Origin of the sequence: Bradyrhizobium sp. 155, assembly GCF_023101105.1 — a bacterium.
GTDB classification, from domain to species: domain Bacteria; phylum Pseudomonadota; class Alphaproteobacteria; order Rhizobiales; family Xanthobacteraceae; genus Bradyrhizobium; species Bradyrhizobium canariense_D.
The window spans coordinates 3966494-3985817 of sequence record NZ_CP064704.1 but is presented as its reverse complement, the minus strand read 5'-3'; the positions used below and the strand labels follow the sequence as shown (position 1 = coordinate 3985817).

The window sequence follows — 19324 nt, the reverse complement described above, 5'->3', positions numbered from 1 at the left end:
GATATTGCTGCGCCATCAGGACGGCGTGCGCGGCGGTAGCTTGATCGGTCTCCTCTGGGCGTGCCTTGTCATGGCGAATGCGACGGTTTGCACCTTTGGTTCCATCGCCTTGAGTCCGTCACCTTTCCGCGCATTTCATGCGACAAGCGGCGTTCGTCCGCGATTTCCGGGAGTCCATCCATGATCGGTCTTGTTCGCGCCGTCACACTCTGCGCCACGCTGGCGTTCGGCCTTAGCGTCGCGCAGGCCGCCGACAAAGCCTTCAAGCGGGACGACCTCGCCGATTCCGCGATCAAGCTGGAGGCGCAGATCAAGGGCGAGGCGGGGCCGGTCGCCAAGACCGGCGCGAGCTTGCGCACCGACGCCGATGTTGCCTTCCGGCGCAACGACTATCGCACCGGCCTGTCGGTGCTCGGCCAGATCGCGGCGACCACGCCGGAGGACGCCGGCAACTGGTTGCGGCTGGCAAAGGTCATCTTCCAGATATCGCCGAAGAGCTCGAGCGAGCAGACGTTCCTGCTGGAGCGCGCCTCGACCGCCGCCTACATCGCCTACCAGCGCGCCGGGAATGCGGGCGAGGAGGCCGACGCGCTCGCGGTGCTCGGCAAGTCTCTTTCCGAACGCAAGCTGTGGCGGCCGGCGCTGGATGCTCTGCGGCTGTCGCTCGACATGCGCGAGGTCGCCGACGTCCGCGGCCAATATGAGAAGATGCGCGACGAGCACGGTTTTCGGCTGCTCGACTACACCGTGGACTCGGACTCCGCCAGTCCGCGCGCCTGCTTCCAGTTCTCGGAGGAGTTGGCAAAACGCACCGATTTCGCGCCGTACCTCGCGCTGGCCGGCCAGGACAAGCCGGCCCTGTCGGCCGAGGCCAAGCAGCTCTGCGTCGACGGGCTGAAGCATGGCGAGCGCTACAACATCAATTTGCGCGCCGGCCTGCCGTCCACCGTGAAGGAAGGCCTTCCGAAATCGGCCGAGTTCAACGTCTATGTGCGCGACCGCAAGCCCTTCGTGCGCTTCACCAGCCGCGCCTATGTGCTGCCGAGGACGGGCCAGCGCGGCATTCCCGTCGTCAGCGTCAACACGCCAGCCGTCAACATCAACGTGTTCCGGATCGGCGACCGCAATTTGATCAACACGGTGGTCGACAGCGATTTCCAGAAGACCCTGTCGAAATACCAGCTCAGCGATCTCGGCGGCGAGCGCGGCGTGAAAGTCTGGACCGGCGAGCTTGCCACCGCGATGACGCTCAACCAGGACGTCACCACGGCATTCCCGGTCGACCAGGCGCTTGGTGAACTCCAGCCCGGCGTCTATGTGATGACGGCCGCGGCCAAGGGGCCGGGCTCGGACGACGACTATCAGCTCGCCACCCAATGGTTCATCGTCTCCGATCTCGGCGTCACGGCCTATTCCGGCAATGACGGCATCCATGTCTTCGTGAATTCGCTGGCCTCGACCGATCCGGTCGGCAAAGCCGAGGTGCGGCTGGTCGCGCGCAACAACGAGATCCTGGCCACCCGCAAGACCGATGAGAGCGGCCATGTGCTGTTCGAGGCGGGGCTTGCGCGCGGCGAGGGCGGCCTGTCGCCGGCGATGCTCACCGTGACCGGCGAGAAGGCCGACTATGCCTTCCTCAGCCTCAAGTCCTCCGCCTTCGACCTGTCGGACCGCGGCGTTTCGGGCAGGGCCGTGCCTGCGGGCGCCGACGCTTTCGTCTATGCCGAGCGCGGCGTCTACCGCTCCAGCGAGACCGTCTATCTCACCGCGCTGTTGCGCGACGGGCAGGGCAACGCCGTCACCGGCGGGCCGATGACCCTGGTGATCGAGCGTCCTGATGGCGTCGAATTCCGCCGCGCCGTGCTGTCCGACCAGGGCGCGGGCGGGCGCACCTTGTCGGTGCCGCTCAACTCGGCCGTCCCGACCGGGACCTGGCGGGTGCGCGCCTTCACCGATCCGAAGGGCTCTTCGGTCGGCGAGACCACTTTCATGGTCGAGGACTACGTCCCCGATCGGATCGAATTCGACTTGTCTGCCAAGGACAAGCTGATCAAAGCTAACGCTCCAGTGGAGCTTAAGGCGGACGGTCATTTCCTCTATGGCGCGCCGGCCTCGGGGCTAGCGCTCGAAGGCGACATGCTGGTCGCGCCCGCGTCCGAGCGGCCGGGCTTCGCCGGCTACCAGTTCGGCGTCGCCGACGAGGAGACCACCTCGAACGAGCGCACGCCGCTGGAGAACCTGCCGGAAGCCGACGCCAACGGCGTTGCGACCTTCCCGGTCACGCTCGACAAGCAGCCGGCCTCGACGCGGCCGCAGGAGGCGCAGATCTTCGTCCGCATGGTCGAGACCGGCGGCCGCGCCGTCGAGCGCAAGATCGTGCTGCCGGTCGCGCCTGCTGCCGCGATGATCGGCATCAAGCCGCTATTCGGCGACAAGAACGTCGCCGAGGGCGACAAGGCCGAGTTCGATGTTGTGTTCGTCTCGCCCGAGGGTGAGAGGCTTCGCCGCGACGGCCTGCGCTACGAGCTCCTGAAGATGGAGTCGCGCTACCAATGGTATCGCCAGAGCAATTACTGGGAGTACGAGCCGGTCAAATCGACCTCGCGCGTCTCCGACGGCGACGTGACAGTTGCCGCGGACAAGCCGTCGCGGATTTCGCTGACCCCACAGCCCGGCCGCTACCGGTTGGACGTGAAGTCGAACGACGCCGACGGGCCCGTGACCTCGGTACAGTTCGACGTCGGCTGGTATTCCGACGGCAGCGCCGACACGCCGGACCTCCTGGAGACCTCGATCGACAAGCCGCAATACGCCTCGGGCGACACGATGACCGTGTCGGTCAACGTCCGCAGCGCCGGCAAACTGACGGTCAACGTGCTCGGCGATCGCCTGCTGACGACGCAGACCATCGACGTCAAGGAAGGCACCGCCCAGGTGAAGCTCCCGGTCGGCAAGGACTGGGGCACCGGCGCCTATGTTGTGGCAACGCTGCGCCGTCCGCTCGATGCGGCCGCGCAACGCATGCCGGGCCGGGCGATCGGACTCAAATGGTTCGGTATCGACAAGCAGACCCGTACATTGCAGGTGAAGCTGACGCCGCCGGCTCTGATCCGGCCGAATGGGCTGCTGAAGATCCCCGTCAAGCTCGACGGGCTCAATCCGGGCGAGGACGCCAAGATCGTGATCGCCGCGGTCGACGTCGGCATCCTCAACCTCACTAATTACAAGCCGCCGGCGCCAGACGACTATTATCTCGGCCAGCGCCGCCTGAGCGCGGAGATCCGCGATCTCTATGGGCAACTCATCGACGGCATGTCGGGCACGCGCGGGCAGATCAAGTCCGGCGGCGACGCCGGTGCCGCCGAGCTCCAGGGCTCGCCGCCCGCGCAAAAGCCGCTCGCGCTCTATTCGGGCATCGTCACCGTTGCCGCCGACGGCACGGCCGAAGTGAGCTTCGACGTTCCGGAGTTCGCCGGCACCGCGCGCGTGATGGCGGTGGCGTGGACCGCGACCAAGCTCGGTCGCGCCAACACGGACGTGGTGATCCGCGACCCTGTCGTGCTGACCACGACCTTGCCGCGCTTCCTGCTCAACGGCGACCACGGCACGGTCAATCTCGAGATCGACAATGTCGAGGGGCAGGCCGGCGATTACGTCATCAACGTGAAGACCGGCGGGCCAGTGAGAATGACCGGCAATCCCGCGACGACGGTCAAGCTTGCCGCCAAGCAGCGGAATTCGTTCACGCTCGCCATCGACGCGACGGCGGCGGGGCAGGCGACACTCGACGTCGACATCAAGGGGCCGAATGGCCTGGCGCTGGCGCGCCATTATGCGCTCGACGTCAAGGCGGCGACGCAAGTGCTGGCGCGGCGCTCGATCCGGACGCTGGCGAAGGGTGAGAGCCTGACGTTGACCTCGGATATGTTCGCCGATCTCGTGCCGGGCACCGGTAGCGTCTCGGTCTCGGCCAGCCTGTCCACTGCGCTCGATGCGGCGACGATCCTCAAAGCACTTGACCGCTATCCCTATGGCTGCTCGGAGCAGATCACCAGCCGCGCCATGCCGTTGCTCTATGTCAACGAGCTCGCGGCCGGTGCGCACCTGGCCATGGACACCGAGGTCGACCAGCGCATCCGCGACGCCATCGAGCGGCTGCTGGCCCGCCAGGGCTCGAACGGCTCGTTCGGGCTGTGGTCGGCAGGCGGTGACGATTCCTGGCTGGACGCGTATGTGACGGACTTCCTGACTCGCGCCCGCGAAAAGGGCTTTGTGGTGCCGGATGTGCTGTTCAAGACCGCGCTCGACCGCATCCGCAACTCGGTCGTCAACGGCAACGAGCCGGAGAAGGACGGCGGCCGCGATCTCGCCTACGGCCTCTATGTGCTGGCGCGCAACGGCGCGGCGCCGATCGGCGACCTCCGCTATCTCGCCGACACCAAGCTGAGCAACCTCGCCACTCCCATCGCGAAATCGCAGCTCGCCGCGGCGCTCGCGCTGGTCGGTGACCGCAACCGCGCGGAGCGGGTCTATGGCGCAGCCCTCGACAGTCTCGCCCCAAAGCCGGTGCTGGAGTTCGGCCGCACCGACTACGGCTCGCAGCTCCGCGATGCCGCAGCGCTGGTGTCGCTTGCCAGTGAAGGCAACGCGCCGAAGGCAACGCTGACGCAGGCGGTGTCGCGGGTCGAGACTGCGCGCGGGCTGACGCCCTACACCTCCACGCAGGAAAATGCGTGGCTGGTGCTGGCGGCGCGCGCGCTCGCCAAGGAGAACCTGTCGATGGAGGTGGACGGCCAGCCGGTCAAGACCGCGCTGTACCGCAGCTACAAGGCCGCCACTCTGGAAGGCAAGCCGCTGAAGATCACCAACACCGGAGACGCGCCGGTGCAGGCGGTGGTCTCGGTGTCGGGGTCGCCGGTGACGCCTGAGCCCGCGGCATCGAACGGCTTCAAGATCGAGCGCAGTTTCTTCACGCTCGACGGCAAGCCCGCCGATATCAGCAAGGTCAAGCGGAACGACCGCTTCGCCGTGGTGCTGAAGATCACCGAGGCCAAGCCCGAATACGGCCACATCATGGTGTCCGACTATCTGCCGGCCGGCCTGGAAATCGACAATCCAAAACTGGTGTCGTCGGGCGACAGCGGCACGCTGGGCTGGATCGAGGATGGCGAAGAGCCCGAAGATACCGAGTTCCGCGACGATCGTTTCACGGCTGCCGTCGATCGGGCCTCGGATTCCAAGGCGGTCTTCACGGTGGCCTACGTCGTGCGTGTGGTCTCACCCGGCAAATACGTGCTGCCGCAGGCCTATGTCGAGGACATGTACAATCCCTCGCGCTACGGCCGTACCGGGACCGGCACGGTCGAGGTGCGGGCGGCGAAGTGAGTGGTGATGGGATGAGCGACAAGGAGCCACATGCTCCGCCGTCATGCCCGGGCTTGTCCCGGGCATCCACGGACTTTGGTGCGAGAGGCAAGAACGTGGATGGCCGGGACAAGCCCGGCCATGACGGAGCAAGGGGCAGGGGCCCGCGTGTCCTCTCCGCGCTGGCATTCTCGCTCATCCTCACCATCGTCGGCGTCGTCGCGTGGGTTTACTCCCTCGGTCCGCTGCCTTTCGACGACGCCCGCCAGGTTTCCACCACCATCGTCGATCGGAATGGCAAGCTGCTGCGCGCCTATGCGATGGCGGATGGACGCTGGCGACTGCCGGTCGAGACAAAAACGAACGTCGATCCGACCTATCTGAAGCTGCTGCTCGCCTACGAGGACCAGCGCTTTTACGCACATGACGGCATCGACCCGGTGGCGCTGGGGCGCGCTGCGTTTCAGCTTGCGACGCGCGGCCACATCGTCTCGGGCGGCTCGACCATCTCGATGCAGCTCGCGCGGCTGATGGAGCCTCGGCGGCAGCGCTCGCTCCATGCAAAGCTGCGGCAGATCGTGCGTGCGATCGAGATCGAGCGCAGCTTGAGCAAGGAGCAGATCCTCGACCTCTATCTGGCGCTCGCGCCTTACGGCGGCAATCTCGAGGGCATTCGCGCTGCCTCGATCGCCTATCTCGGCAAGGAGCCGAAGCGGTTGTCGCTGGCTGAAGCCGCGTTGCTGGTCGCGCTGCCTCAATCGCCGGAGACCCGCAGGCTCGATCGCTATCCCGATGCGGCGCGCAAAGCGCGTGACCGCGTGCTCGACCGCATGGTCGAGGAGCAACAGATCAGCCTCGACGATGCGAAGCAGGCGAAAGCCGTTCCTGTGCCGAAACTGCGCAAGCCGATGCCGATCCTGGCGCCGCACGCCTCCGATGCGGCGCTTGCGACGGTCAAGGACGCGCCAGTCATCAAGCTGACGCTCGATGCCACCCTCCAGAAGGTGCTGGAGCCGCTAGCGCGCGATCGTGCCATTGCGTTGGGGCCGAACATCTCGGTCGGCATCATCGTCGTCGACAATGAGAGCGGCGACGTGCTCGCGCGCGTCGGCTCGGCCGATTATTTCGACGAGCGCCGGGCAGGGCAGGTCGACATGACCCGCGCCATCCGCTCGCCGGGCTCGACGCTGAAACCCTTCATCTACGGGCTGGCCTTCGAGGACGGTTTTGTTCATCCGGACAGTCTGATCGACGATCGGCCCGTGCGCTTCGGCTCCTACGCGCCGGAAAATTTCGACATGACGTTTCAGGGCACGGTGCCGGTGAAGAAGGCGCTGCAGCTGTCGTTAAACGTGCCCGCGATCGTGCTGCTCGACCGCGTCGGCGCGAGCCGGCTGGCCTCGCGGCTGCGTCAGGCCGGTGGCAATCTGGTTCTGCCCAAAGACGAGGCGCCGGGACTTGCCATGGGCCTTGGCGGCGTCGGCGTGACGCTGCAGGACCTCGCCCAGCTCTATGCGGGCTTCGCCCGGCTCGGCACCACCAAGCCGCTGCGCGAGATCATGAGCGACGGGGACGAGCGCGAGCCGCTGCGGCTGCTCGATCAGGTCGCGGCCTGGCAAGTGGGCAATGTGCTGCTCGGTACCCCGCCGCCGGAGAACGCGGCTCATAACCGCATCGCTTTCAAGACCGGCACCTCCTACGGCTACCGCGATGCCTGGTCGATGGGCTTCGACGGGCGCATGACCATCGGGGTCTGGGTTGGCCGGCCCGATGGCGCGCCGGTTCCGGGCCTGATCGGTCGGGTTGCCGCCGCGCCGATCCTGTTCGACGCCTTCGCCCGCACCGGCAAGACGCTCCTGCCGTTGCCGAAGCCGCCGAAAGGAACTCTCGTGGCCAGCAACGCCAAGCTGCCATTGCCCTTGAGGCGGTTCCGCCCGGTCGGGGATCTGGTGCGGACCGGGGGCGAGCAGGCCCTGCACATCCAGTTTCCGCTGAACGGCTCGCGGATCGACGTCGATCGCTCAGGTGGCGAGGGCGGCGCAGCCATGCCGGTCAAGGTCGCCGGCGGCGTTCTGCCCATGACCGTCATGGTTAACGGAACGGCGCAGGGCGAGATCGACGGACGGCGCCAGCGGCTGATCGATCCGCCCGGTCCGGGCTTTGCGCGGCTGACCGTCATCGATGCCACGGGCGCCGCGGACACAGTTGTCATTCGAATTCAGTGACCCTGCCTCAAGCGGTTGTGGCGATGGCGGTTTCAGCGTAAGCGGAACCGATGGCCGAGACCTATCCAACACCCCGTTTTGGAGCTCCCCGCGAGCCGAAATCCCCGGTGAATCCGGGCAGCCGGCTCGTGTCCATGTTCGACATCGCCACGGCCAGCCACGTCCGCGCGGTCGCCTTCCTGCTGCTGTGCGCGCTGCTGCTATTCCTGCCGGGCTTCTTTACGATTCCGCCGGTTGATCGCGACGAGGCGCGCTTTGCGCAGGCCACCAAGCAGATGGTCGAGAGCGGCGATTATGTCGACATCCGCTTCCAGGAAGACGTCCGCTACAAGAAGCCCGTCGGCATCTACTGGCTGCAATCGGCCGCGGTCGAGACGGCATCGGCGCTCGGTCTGCCGCGGGCCGAATTGCGCATCTGGGTCTATCGGCTTCCCTCGCTGATCGGCGCGATAGGCGCCGTGCTCATGACCTATTGGACGGCGCTCGGCTTCGTCACGCGGCGCGCCGCGGTGCTTGCAGCACTTCTGATGTGCGCCTCCGTGCTGCTCGGCGTCGAGGCGCGGCTTGCGAAGACCGACGCCATGCTGCTGTTCTGCGTGGTCGCCGCGATGGGCGCGATGGCACGGGCGTATCTGTCGTGGCAGCGCGCCGAGGACGAGACCCATCCGCCCTGGAGCTGGCCCGCGATCTTCTGGACGGCTCTCGCTGTCGGCATCCTGATCAAGGGCCCGCTGATCCTGATGTTCGCAGGCCTGACCATCATCGCGCTCGCGATCCAGGACCGCGATGCCTCCTGGCTGTGGAAGCTGCGCCCGCTCTGGGGCCTGATGTGGATGCTGGTGCTGGTGCTGCCCTGGTTCGTCGCGATCTTCTGGCGCGCGGGCGATGCCTTCTTCGCCGATTCCGTCGGCGGCGACATGTTGAGCAAGTTGGGCGCGCAGGAATCCCACGGCGCGCCGCCCGGACTGTATCTGGTGCTGTTCTGGATCACGTTCTGGCCCGGCGCGCCGCTCGCGGCGATGGCCGCGCCCGCGGTCTGGCGCGCGCGGCGCGAGCCCGGCGCGCAATTCCTGCTGGCCTGGCTGGTCCCGTCCTGGATCGTGTTCGAGGTGGTGCTGACCAAGCTGCCCCATTACGTGCTGCCGCTGTATCCTGCGATCGCGATCCTCACCGCGGGCGCGCTCGAGCGGCGGGTGCTGTCGTGGTCCTGGCTGATGCGCGGCTCGGCATGGTGGTTCGCAATCCCCGTGGGCGGCTCGATCATCGCGGTCGTCGGCGCGGTGATGCTGACGCGGCAGCCTGCTTTCGTGGCATGGCCGTTCATCGCGGCCTCGCTGATCTTTGGCCTGTTCGCCTGGTGGCTTCACGACAACAATCACGCCGAGCGCTCGCTGCTCAACGCGCTGGTCGCAGCCCTGATGCTCGCGCTAACGGTCTACGGCATCGTGCTGCCGTCGCTGACGCCGCTGTTTCCGAGCATCGAGATCGCACGCGCCCTTCGCAACGTCACCTGCGTGGGCCCGAAGGCGGCCGCGGCCGGCTATCACGAGCCGAGCCTGGTCTTTCTGACGGGTACGCAGACGCTGCTCACCGACGGTTCGGGTGCGGCGGATTTCCTGCGGCAGGGGAGCTGCCGTTTCGCGCTGATCGAGCAGCGTTCGGAGCGCGGCTTCGTGCAGCGCGCCGAGGCGATCGGGCTGCGCTACAAGGTTGGCACCCGCATCGACGGCTACAATTTCTCGCAAGGGCGCGCGATCTCGATCTCGATCTTCCGCTCGGAAGGCACCGAGTAGGATGTCGGCACCAACCGACATCTCGCCGCGCGCGAGCTATCCCGCACAATTGCTCACGCTCTCGGGGCGCGCCCTGGCACAGCTCGTGCGCACGCCCTCGCATTCGCGCCGCGCCGAGGCCGCGCGAAAGCTGGCGCGGCATTCGCTTTGGCTGAGTGCTGCAGGTGCAGCCCTGGTCATCGCGCTGATGGTCGTGTTCGACCTGACCGAGATCCAGCTGATGCCGCCGCGTGGCACGCCAGGCCTGTGGCCGATCCGCATCCTCACCGATTTCGGCAAGGACGAGTATGTGCTCTCGGTGCTCGGGGGTGTGCTGGTGGTGCTGGTGCTGGTTGCGGCGGGATTGCACGGCACAAGCCGCGCATTGCTGCTCGGCCTCGGCACGCGGCTGCAGTTCGTGTTTCTGTCTGTTGCCGTGCCGATATTCGTCGCCGAGATCCTGAAATATCTCATCGGCCGCGGACGTCCGTTTGTCGGCGGCAAGGCCAATCCCTTCAACTTCATCCCGTTCGAGGGGACCGGGGCCTATGCCAGCTTGCCGTCGGGGCATGCAGTGACGGCGTTCGCCCTGGCGTTTGCGGTCTCGGCGCTGTGGCCGCGCCTGCGCGTGTTCATGTTCACTTACGCGATCGTGATCCTGCTGACGCGACTGGTGCTGCTTGCGCACCACCCGAGTGACGTGGTGGCCGGCGCCCTGGTCGGCATGGTCGGCGCGATGGCGGTGCGCTACTGGTTCGCGGCCCGCAGGCTCGGCTTTGCCATCCGTGCCGACGGGACCATTGTGCCTCTTGCGGGGGCAGTCTCAGGCCGCCTCAAAAGGGTTGCCCACGGGGCATCCGCCCCATAAAAGCGGCTGCCTGCCGGGACCGCCGGTTCCTTAAGCCAAGCCAATTCCAACCACGAGCTTCGATTTGTCGTCCCAGCCTTCGGTTTTCCAGCCCTCGGTTTCCATCGTCGTTCCCGTGCGCAACGAAGCCGACAACATCGTGCCGCTGATCGAGGAGATCGGCGCGGCGCTCGACGGCCGCTGGGCCTATGAGATCATCTACGTCAATGACGGTTCGACGGACGCGACCGGCGAACGGCTTGGCGCGGTCATGAAGCAGCGGGACAATCTGCGCCAGCTGCGCCATGCCAGATCAGGCGGCCAATCCGCGGCCGTGCGCAGCGGGGTGCGTGCGGCACGCGGCGCGATCGTGGCGACGCTCGACGGCGACGGCCAGAACAATCCGGCCTTCCTGCCGGACCTGATTTCGGCTGTCGAGAACGGAAGCAAGGTCGGACTTGCGGCTGGACAACGCGTCGGCCGCAAGGATACCGGCTTCAAGAAATTCCAGTCACGTGTCGCCAACGGCGTCCGCAACGCGATCCTGAAGGACGGTACGCGCGACACCGGCTGCGGCCTGAAGGCGTTCCGGCGCGAGGTGTTCCTGATGATGCCCTATTTCGACGGGCTGCACCGCTTCCTGCCGGCGCTGGTGCGCCGCGAGGGTTACGAGATCGCCTATGTCGACGTGATCGACCGTCCGCGCCGCTCCGGCGTGTCAAACTACGGTTTCTTCGACCGGCTGTGGATCGGGATCATGGATCTCGTGGGCGTCTGGTGGCTGATCCGCCGCAAGAAGCCGACGCCGGATGTGACTGAGGTGACGGCATGATCATCCAATACGGTCAGGCGCTGAGCAATTATTTCTACGATGTCTTCGTGGCCAAGTTCGACTTCTGGCTCGCGTTCGGCCTCGTCGCGCAGCTGTTCTTCACGGCACGCTTCCTGGTGCAGTGGATCGCGAGCGAGCGCGCCGGCAACAGCGTGGTGCCGATGGCGTTCTGGTTCTGCTCGATGGGCGGCGGGCTGATGACGCTGGTCTATGGCGTCGTCAAGCGCGAGCCTGTCATCATCCTCGGCCAGGCGCTCGCGACCATCATCTATATCCGTAACATCATGTTGATTGTGAAGAACCGCGGCCGCGCGTCAAAGACGCTGGAGCGCTGATCCAGGCTAGCGCGGCAACGCGGACGCCGCGCCCGGCGCGGGCAGGGCGGCGGTCTCCGCTTCGTGCCTGCGATGGGGCTCCCCGGCCGCGTCGAGCACGGGATAGGCGACCGAGCAGATATGCGAGTGGATGCGGCGCAGGTCCCGCAGCACGTCGAGATGCAGCGACGTGGTTTCGATTGTCTCGGGGCGGCCCTCGCGCAGGCGGTCGAGGTGGCGCTCGACGGCGGCAAGCTCGGTATTGCGCAGCGCAGTCTTCTCCACCAGCAGCTTGCGCGCCTCGTTGGCGTCGCCCGACATGAAGACGCCGAAGGCGATGCGCAGCGAATCCATCGTGCGCTTGTGGAAGGCGGCGAGCTCCTCGGCGCCCTCGGGCGAGAACTGGAAGCGACGCTTGATCTTCTTGGTCGCGAGCTCGCTCAGGCTCTTGTCGATGATATCGCCGATATGTTCCAGATTGATGGCGAAGGAGATGATCTCCATCGCGCGCCGGCCCTCGCTCTCGTCGAGGCTGCCGCGCATGAGTTTAGTCACGTAGAGCTTGATGGCTTCGTCGAGGCCGTCGACGATGTTGTCCATCTTCGAGACCTGGTCGACCAGCGCACGGTCGCCGCTCATCATCGCCGCCATCACCTTGCGCAGCATGAACTCGACGAGATCGCCCATGCGCAGGGTTTCGCGGCCGGCATCGGCCAGCGCCAGCGACGGCGACTCCAGCGCGGTTTCGTCGAGATAGCGCGGCCGGGCCGGATCGGCCTCCTGAACACGATCGGGCAGGAGCCGGGTCAACAGGCGCGACACGGTATCGAGCAGGCCGATGAAGATGATGGCCGTGCCGACGTTGAAGGCGATATGAAACGCCGCCGTCATCCTGGCGAGATCGGGCTGCCAGGCGTGCATGTGCTCGGCGATCGGGCCCAGGAAGGGCAGGACCAAGGCGATCCCGATCACGCGGTTGACGAGATTGCCCACCGGCAGGCGATAACTGGCGGGATCGTCACGCTTGGCGCCTTCGAATACGGGATTGATGGCGCTGCCGAGATTGGCGCCAAGCACCAGTGCGAGCGCCGCGTAAGGCGAGATGAACTGCGAATAGGCGAGCGACATGATCAGCAGCACGCTGGCGACGCTCGAATGCACCGCCCAGGTGACGAGCGCCGCGATCACGATGCACAGAACGGGATCGCCCGTGATGGAGGACATCACGATGCGGACGCCCGTCGCGTTCTCGGCCGGCGCCAGCGTGTCGAGCAGGATGTGCAGCGACAGCAGCATCAGCCCGAGGCCGATCAAGACACGGCCAACGTCCTTGATCCGTGAGCGTGGACCCACGCGGAAGGCGACCAGTCCGAGCACGAACAGGACCGGCGCGACGGCGGCGATGTTGAACGACAGCACCTGCACGATCAACGTCGTGCCGACATTGGCGCCGAGCATGATGGCGAGCGCGGTGACCAGGCTGAGCAAGCCCTCGGCTGCGAACGAACTCGTGAGCAGCGCGGTCGCGGTGCTGCTCTGGAGCAGGGCAGTAAGGCCGAGACCGGCGGCGAACGCGTTGAAGCGGTTACCAAGCGCCTTGCCGAGGAGCCGTCGCAAGTCCGGGCCAAAGGCGCGCAGAATCCCGCTGTGGACCATGTGCAGGCCCCACAGCAACAGCGCCACGCCGCCCATCAGATCGAGCAGTACCAACGTTCCCATGCTCCGTGTCCGGATTGGAGTCGATTGGTGAGGCTAGCGCCAAATGCTTGAGGTTCAAACCATTCGTTGGCGCGTCGGCGTTAACGTTTGCGGCTTCTGCACGTTCCCACGGCGTGATGCCTTGTGAGCAGGCTCACATTGCTGCCTTGAGGGCAGCGAAGCCGCGATCGAGGTCGGCCTTGAGGTCGTCGACGCTTTCGAGCCCGATATGCAGACGCAGCGTCGGGCCGCCCGGCGACCATGTCGTGGCGGTGCGATAGGCGTCGCAATCGAAGGGAATCGCCAAGCTCTCGAAGCCGCCCCAGGAAAAGCCCATGCCGAACAGTTTGAGCGTATCGAGCATGGTGTCGACCGCCTTCTGCGGCGCCGGCTTCAAGACGATGCTGAACAGGCCCGAAGCGCCGGTGAAGTCGCGCTTCCAGATCGCATGACCCGGATCGGTCTCGAGCCCCGGATGCAGCACGCGCGCGACCTCGGGACGGCTCGCAAGCCAGCGCGCCATGTCGAGCCCGGAGCGATGATGCTGCGCCAGCCGCACCGACAGCGTACGCAGGCCGCGCAGTGCCAGGAAGACGTCATCGGGACCGGCACAGACGCCGAGCAGGCGGATGCCTTCGGCGATCTGCGGCCATGCCCTGGCATTGGCCGAGATGGTGCCGAACATGATGTCGGAATGACCGCCGATATATTTGGTGGCGGCCTGCATGCTGATGTCGACGCCCTGTTCGAGCGAGCGGTGATAGAGCGGCGTCGCCCAGGTGTTGTCGTCGATGACGATCGCGCCGCGGGCATGCGCGACCTCGGCGATGGCGCGGATGTCTGGCATCTCGAACGACTGCGAGCCTGGCGCCTCGACCAGCACAGCGCTTGTGTTGGGCCTGAACAGCTTGTCGATGCCGGCGCCGATCATCGGATCGAAATAGGTGGTCTCGACGCCGTAGCGGGTGAGCATGCCGTTGCAGAAATTGCGCGAGGGCCGATAGACGTTATCGCAGACCAGGATGTGGTCGCCGGCCTTCAGCACCGAGAGCAGGGTGGTCGAGATCGCCGACAAACCCGACGGCACGATGCCGACGCCGGCGCATTGCGGCCCCTCTAGCGTCATCAGCGTCTCCTGGAACGCCTTGGTGGTGGGGGAACCATGGCGGCCATAGGTGAACTCGCCGCGATGGGCGTGCAGGTCCTCGGCGGTCGGATAGAGCACGGTCGAGCCGTGGAACACCGGAGGATTGACAAACCCCTTCTGCGCCTTGGTGTCGCGGCCGGAGGTGACCAGCCGGGTCTCGGCGTGCTGTTCGGAGGGGGGTGAGGAATCCATGCGTCTGCTTTCAAAAGCGCGTTTCCACCAGGCACGCTGCGCCCGCGGGCTGGCCGAAAGGCCGCTGTCGTTAATAACAGAACACAGAAGAGTCCCGTCAACCCCTTGACCCGGCAGGCCAGTCGTTCTGTTATCGCAGGTGCTATTCAGTCGCCGCATGTTGAGGGGCCTGCCGCGACCTTCGATCCATCGCCTGACCGGACCAAGCGCCACAGCCGTAACGGCGGGCGCCTGTCGGCGGGGATTAAGGCAGGGCCTCCCGGGATCGGCGGGTGATCGGCAAGGATTTCCAGCATGACTCTTGCAGGGCTGGTCTTGAGACGGCTAGCCCTGGCAGAGGCGATCGCAAAGACAACGTTCCTGACCTTGAGACGACTTTGAAAGGCCCAAAGCCCATGAAACGCGTAACCCTGGCTCTCTCTCTCGCTCTCGCCGCCGGCCTGACTGCCCAAGCCGCCGATGCGCAAACGCTCAAGACCGTCAAGGACCGCGGCATGCTGTCCTGCGGTGTCAGCCAGGGCCTGCCCGGCTTCTCCTCGCCGGACGACAAGGGCAACTGGACCGGGCTTGATGTCGACGTCTGCCGCGCGATCGCCGGGGCGATCTTCAACGATCCGACCAAGGTCAAATACGTGCCGCTCTCCGCCAAGGACCGTTTCACGGCGCTGCAATCCGGCGAAGTCGACGTGCTGTCGCGCAACACCACCTGGACCATCTCGCGCGACACCTCGCTCGGCGCCAACTTCACCGGCGTGACCTATTATGACGGGCAGGGCTTCATGGTGAAGAAGTCGCTCAAGGTGAACTCGGCGCTCGAGCTCAACAGCGCGTCGGTCTGCGTCCAGACCGGCACCACGACCGAGCAGAATCTCGCCGACTACTTCAAGGCCAACAACATGAAGTACGAGGTGATCGCGTTCGGCACCAACGACGAAACGGTCAAGGCCTACGAGGCCGGGCGCTGCGACGTCTTCACCACCGACCAGTCGGGCCTGTACGCCAACCGCCTGAAGCTTGCCAATCCCGGCGATCACATGGTGCTCCCGGAAATCATCTCGAAGGAGCCGCTCGGTCCGATGGTGCGCCACGGCGACGACCAATGGTTCGACATCGTGAAATGGACGCTGTTTGCCATGATCACCGCCGAAGAGCTCGGCGTGACCGCGAAAAACGTCGACGAAAAGGCGAAAGGGGAAAATCCTGAACTGAAGCGCGTTCTGGGTACCGATGGCAATTTCGGTGAACAGCTCGGCATAAGCAAGGATTGGGTGGTGCGCATCGTGAAGGCCGTCGGCAATTACGGCGAAGTGTTCGACCGCAATGTCGGCGCAGGCTCGCCGCTCGGTATCAATCGGGGTCTCAACAATCTCTGGAACAAGGGCGGTCTCCAATACGCCCCGCCGATCCGCTGATCCGGCCTGACCCGCGCTCGCGGCGATGAGCATCGAGGCTCGCAAACCCCCGCCCCAGATCGCGCTGAAGATCAGGCGGGTGCTGGGGGGCAAGACAGGCTGGAACGGCATCGCCGTCCAGTTTGCCTTCGCTGCGATCCTGGGCTGGATTGCCTATGAAATCGTCTCCAACGCCCGCGCCAACCTCGAGAACCAGCATATTGCCGCCGGCTTCGGCTTCCTCGCGAACAACGCCGGTTTCGACGTCAATCAGACGCTGATCTCGTATACCGGCTCGGACACGTTCCTGCGCGTATTCCTGGTCGGGCTCCTCAACACGCTCGTGGTCTCGGTGGTGGGCATTGTGTTCGCCACCTTGATCGGCTTCATCGTCGCGCTGTGCCGGCTGTCGCCCAACTGGCTGCTCGCGCGCATTGGCGAAATTTATGTCGAGATCATCCGCAACTTGCCGCTGCTATTCCAGATCCTGTTCTGGTACCTGGCGGTGCTCGCGGCCTTGCCCAATCCACGACAGAGCATTTCGCTGCTCGGCATAGCTTTCGTCAGCAATCGCGGTCTCGTCATTCCCCGCCCGATCGGCGAGAGCGGCTTCGAGGCGTTTCTGGCGGTGCTGGCCCTCGGCATTGTGGCTTCGGTGGCGTTGCGCATCCGTGCGCGCCGGGCGCTGTTCCAGCGGGGTCAGGTGATCCGGATCTGGCCCTATGTGCTGGGCCTGCTGTTCGGACTGCCGCTCGTCACCATGCTGGTAGCGGGTCTGCCCTTCAGCTTCGAGCTGCCGCAGCTCAAGGGTTTCAATTTCGCCGGTGGCTCGCGGATCATCCCGGAGTTCGTGGCGCTCACGTTGGCCTTGTCGACCTATACGGCCGCCTTCATTGCCGAGATCGTGCGCGCGGGCATCCTCTCCGTCCACAGCGGACAGATGGAGGCGGGATCGTCGCTGGGCCTGAGCCGCGGCACGACGCTCCGCCTGGTCGTCGTGCCGCAGGCGATGCGTGTCATCGTTCCGCCGCTGACCAACCAGTACCTCAATCTCACCAAGAATTCGTCGCTGGCCGTCGCGATCGGCTATCCCGACCTCGTCTCCGTGTTCGCCGGCACGTCGCTGAGCCAGACCGGGCAGGCCATCGAGATCATCGCCATGACGATGGGCGTGTATCTCCTGATCTCGCTGATCACCAGCGCCGTCATGAGCGTCTACGGTTGGCGCGTCAGCCGGAGTCTCGGCGCATGAGCGATATCACCTCGTCCAGTTTCGTTCGCCGGGATCTTCTGGATGAGCGTCCCGCGCCGGTGAAGACCACGGGCTTCGTCGGCCTGGTGCGGACGCGCCTGTTCAACTCGCCGACCAACATCCTGCTCACGATCGTCGGCGCCTTGCTGCTCTGGTTCACCATCATTCCTTCCGTCAAATTCCTGATGGTCGATGCAGTCTGGACCGGCAAGGATCGCACGGCCTGCCTCGCCGAGAACGCCGGCTTTACGGTCGGCGCCTGCTGGCCCTACATCCAGGCCAAGCTGCCGCAACTGATCTACGGCTTCTACCCCGAAGCCGAACGCTGGCGGGTCAACCTCACGCTCGTGTTGTCAGTAGTCCTGTTGGTGCCGTTGCTCATTCCGCGACTGCCGTCGAAAGGATTGAACGCTGGCCTGTTCTTCCTTGCGTTTCCGGTGGTCGCATTCTTTCTGCTGCATGGCGGCGGCATCAAGGGATTTGGCCTGAGCTGGACCGCTGACCTGCTGCAATTGTTCGACAACAGCATCATCGGCGCCGGGCAGGCTCTGCTCGGTCTCGGCAAGACCTCCTCTGCCGCACCGCTGTTGTGGGTCGTCGGCAATGTCATCGTGCTCGTGGGTACCGCGATCTACTGGCTGATCTTTCCGCTGACCTGGCTGCGTGACCAGTTGCAGGGGACAGGCCAGTCGGTCTGGGCCGATTTCGCCATCACTGCCGCGATCGTCTCACTGATCGCCTTCGTTCTCGGCGGCGGCCTCCGCACCGGGGGGCGGGCCCTCACATCCAGCATCGTCACCTTCGCCGCCATCGCAATCGTGATCAAGCTGATGGGGCTCGATCACGGCGGACTGCCGATCGTGCAGACGAACCTGTGGGGCGGACTTCTGGTGACGCTGGTGGTCTCCGTCACCGGCATCGTCACCTCGCTGCCGATCGGCATTGCGCTGGCGCTTGGCCGCCGCTCGACCATTCCGTTGATCCGGATCTTCTCGATCGCCTTCATCGAGTTCTGGCGCGGCGTGCCGCTGATCACCGTGCTGTTCTTTGCCACCTACATGCTGCCGCTGTTTCTGCCGGGCAATTTCACGGTCGATGGTCTCGTGCGTGCGCTGATTGGAATCTCTCTGTTCACGGGCGCCTATCAGGCCGAGAACGTCCGCGGCGGGCTGGCTGCGATCCCGCGCGGGCAGGGCGAGGCGGCCGCGGCATTGGGGCTGTCCTGGTGGAAGACGACCTCGCTGATCGTGCTGCCGCAGGCGCTACGCCACGTCATTCCGAACCTCGTCAACAGCTTCATCTCGCTGTTCAAGGACACTTCGCTGGTCTCGATCGTGGCGCTGTTCGATCTCCTCGGCTCGCTGCGGGCGTCGTTCTCGGATCCGAAATGGTCGTCGCCATCGACCGCTTTCACCGGGTTCGCCTTCGCCGGGATCATCTACTTCATCTTCTGCTTTGGAATGTCACGCTACTCGCTCTTCGTCGAGCACCGCCTCAACGCTCACCGCCGCAACTGATCGAGGTCACCATGTCCGACCCCATCGTCAAGATTTCCGGCCTGAACAAATGGTACGGCGAGTTTCACGTGCTGCGCGACATCGACCTTACGGTCGAGAAGGGCGAGCGCATCGTGATCTGCGGCCCCTCCGGCTCGGGCAAGTCGACGCTGATCCGCTGTATCAACGCGCTCGAGGAGTTTCAGGAAGGCGAGATCGTCGTTGACGGCATCGAGCTCGGGCCGAACCTCAAGCACGTCGATGCGGTGCGGCGCGAAGTCGGCATGGTGTTCCAGAGCTTCAACCTGTTTCCGCACCTGTCCGTGCTGGACAATTGCACGCTGGCGCCGATCTGGGTGCGCAACATCCCCAAGAAGGACGCCGAGGCTGCGGCGATGAAGTTTCTGGAGCGGGTCAAGATCCCGCACCAGGCCAACAAGTTTCCGGGACAGATGTCCGGCGGTCAGCAGCAGCGCGTCGCGATCGCCCGCGCGCTGACGATGAACCCGAAGGTGATGCTGTTCGACGAGCCGACCTCGGCGCTCGACCCCGAAATGGTCAAGGAGGTGCTGGACACCATGGTCGACCTTGCCGAGGAGGGCATGACCATGCTGGTGGTCACCCACGAGATGGGCTTTGCCCGCGAGGTCGCCAACCGCGTGGTGTTCATGGACGCGGGCCAGATCATCGAAGCCAACACGCCCAACGAGTTCTTCGCGGCCCCACAGCACGCCCGAACAAAACTGTTCCTGAGCCAGATCCTGCGCTGAGCACCTGCAATCCGGTGGCGTCGC

At 65.4% G+C, this 19324-nt stretch carries 12 protein-coding genes; 10 read left to right on the top strand and 2 right to left on the bottom strand.

All coding sequences use genetic code 11. The features are described 5' to 3' along the window. The first annotated feature begins 180 nt into the window (after positions 1–180). The 6 genes from IVA93_RS19385 to IVA93_RS19360 all read left to right on the top strand — a co-directional run bounded on the left by IVA93_RS19385 (position 181) and on the right by IVA93_RS19360 (position 11375). On the top strand, positions 181–5385 hold the full coding sequence (locus IVA93_RS19385) for an alpha-2-macroglobulin family protein (RefSeq protein WP_247541569.1): 5205 nt from the start codon (positions 181–183) through the stop codon (positions 5383–5385). Between the two features lie 95 nt (positions 5386–5480). Then, complete coding sequence (pbpC, locus tag IVA93_RS19380; RefSeq protein WP_018457782.1) at positions 5481–7589, top strand: penicillin-binding protein 1C; 2109 nt, start codon at positions 5481–5483, stop codon at positions 7587–7589. A 50-nt stretch (positions 7590–7639) separates the two neighbouring features. Beyond that, the gene (locus IVA93_RS19375) at positions 7640–9382 is read left to right on the top strand and encodes an ArnT family glycosyltransferase (protein ID WP_026233442.1); all 1743 of its coding nucleotides are present in this window, start codon (positions 7640–7642) and stop codon (positions 9380–9382) included. Position 9383: 1 nt separating this feature from the next. Beyond that, positions 9384–10229 (top strand): phosphatase PAP2 family protein, encoded by an 846-nt coding sequence (locus IVA93_RS19370; protein ID WP_085385250.1) that lies wholly within the window; start codon positions 9384–9386, stop codon positions 10227–10229. A 64-nt stretch (positions 10230–10293) separates the two neighbouring features. Then, positions 10294–11040 (top strand): glycosyltransferase family 2 protein, encoded by a 747-nt coding sequence (locus IVA93_RS19365; protein WP_018457785.1) that lies wholly within the window; start codon positions 10294–10296, stop codon positions 11038–11040. Beyond that, positions 11037–11375, top strand: a complete 339-nt coding sequence (locus tag IVA93_RS19360; protein ID WP_007591223.1) for a lipid-A-disaccharide synthase N-terminal domain-containing protein — start codon at positions 11037–11039, stop codon at positions 11373–11375. The genes IVA93_RS19365 and IVA93_RS19360 overlap by 4 nt, the downstream gene beginning before the upstream one ends. 6 nt (positions 11376–11381) lie before the next feature. On the opposite strand, the gene IVA93_RS19355 is transcribed toward IVA93_RS19360, so the two are convergent. Both IVA93_RS19355 and metC read right to left on the bottom strand, forming a co-directional pair. Next, positions 11382–13073: a Na/Pi cotransporter family protein gene (locus tag IVA93_RS19355; protein WP_247789207.1), complete on the bottom strand. Its 1692-nt coding sequence runs from the start codon at positions 13071–13073 to the stop codon at positions 11382–11384. Between the two features lie 133 nt (positions 13074–13206). Further along, positions 13207–14391, bottom strand: a complete 1185-nt coding sequence (metC, locus tag IVA93_RS19350; protein WP_018457787.1) for a cystathionine beta-lyase — start codon at positions 14389–14391, stop codon at positions 13207–13209. Positions 14392–14786: 395 nt separating this feature from the next. Between metC and IVA93_RS19345 the strand changes: the two genes are divergently transcribed. The 4 genes from IVA93_RS19345 to IVA93_RS19330 are packed head-to-tail and all read left to right on the top strand — an operon-like array spanning position 14787 to position 19300. Beyond that, the gene (locus IVA93_RS19345; protein ID WP_018457788.1) at positions 14787–15803 is read left to right on the top strand and encodes an amino acid ABC transporter substrate-binding protein; all 1017 of its coding nucleotides are present in this window, start codon (positions 14787–14789) and stop codon (positions 15801–15803) included. Between the two features lie 25 nt (positions 15804–15828). Further along, positions 15829–17034 carry an amino acid ABC transporter permease gene (locus IVA93_RS19340; protein ID WP_247541571.1) on the top strand — a complete coding sequence of 402 codons (1206 nt, stop codon included), beginning with the start codon at positions 15829–15831 and terminating at the stop codon, positions 17032–17034. Beyond that, positions 17031–18551 carry an amino acid ABC transporter permease gene (locus IVA93_RS19335; RefSeq protein ID WP_247452924.1) on the top strand — a complete coding sequence of 507 codons (1521 nt, stop codon included), beginning with the start codon at positions 17031–17033 and terminating at the stop codon, positions 18549–18551. The genes IVA93_RS19340 and IVA93_RS19335 overlap by 4 nt, the downstream gene beginning before the upstream one ends. An 11-nt stretch (positions 18552–18562) precedes the next feature. After that, a complete protein-coding gene (locus IVA93_RS19330) occupies positions 18563–19300 on the top strand; it encodes an amino acid ABC transporter ATP-binding protein (protein ID WP_018457791.1) in 738 nt (245 codons plus the stop codon). Positions 19301–19324: the final 24 nt, after the last annotated feature.

Excerpts from the sequence above, each read along its gene's own strand:
- IVA93_RS19355 (WP_247789207.1), bottom strand. The coding sequence starts at position 13,073 with ATGGGAACGTTGGTACTGCTCGATCTGATGGGCGGCGTGGCGCTGTTG.
- IVA93_RS19370 (WP_085385250.1), top strand. The coding sequence starts at position 9,384 with ATGTCGGCACCAACCGACATCTCGCCGCGCGCGAGCTATCCCGCACAA.
- IVA93_RS19330 (WP_018457791.1), top strand. The coding sequence starts at position 18,563 with ATGTCCGACCCCATCGTCAAGATTTCCGGCCTGAACAAATGGTACGGC.
- IVA93_RS19335 (WP_247452924.1), top strand. The coding sequence starts at position 17,031 with ATGAGCGATATCACCTCGTCCAGTTTCGTTCGCCGGGATCTTCTGGAT.
- IVA93_RS19375 (WP_026233442.1), top strand. The coding sequence starts at position 7,640 with ATGGCCGAGACCTATCCAACACCCCGTTTTGGAGCTCCCCGCGAGCCG.
- IVA93_RS19385 (WP_247541569.1), top strand. The coding sequence starts at position 181 with ATGATCGGTCTTGTTCGCGCCGTCACACTCTGCGCCACGCTGGCGTTC.
- IVA93_RS19360 (WP_007591223.1), top strand. The coding sequence starts at position 11,037 with ATGATCATCCAATACGGTCAGGCGCTGAGCAATTATTTCTACGATGTC.
- metC (WP_018457787.1), bottom strand. The coding sequence starts at position 14,391 with ATGGATTCCTCACCCCCCTCCGAACAGCACGCCGAGACCCGGCTGGTC.
- IVA93_RS19345 (WP_018457788.1), top strand. The coding sequence starts at position 14,787 with ATGAAACGCGTAACCCTGGCTCTCTCTCTCGCTCTCGCCGCCGGCCTG.
- IVA93_RS19340 (WP_247541571.1), top strand. The coding sequence starts at position 15,829 with ATGAGCATCGAGGCTCGCAAACCCCCGCCCCAGATCGCGCTGAAGATC.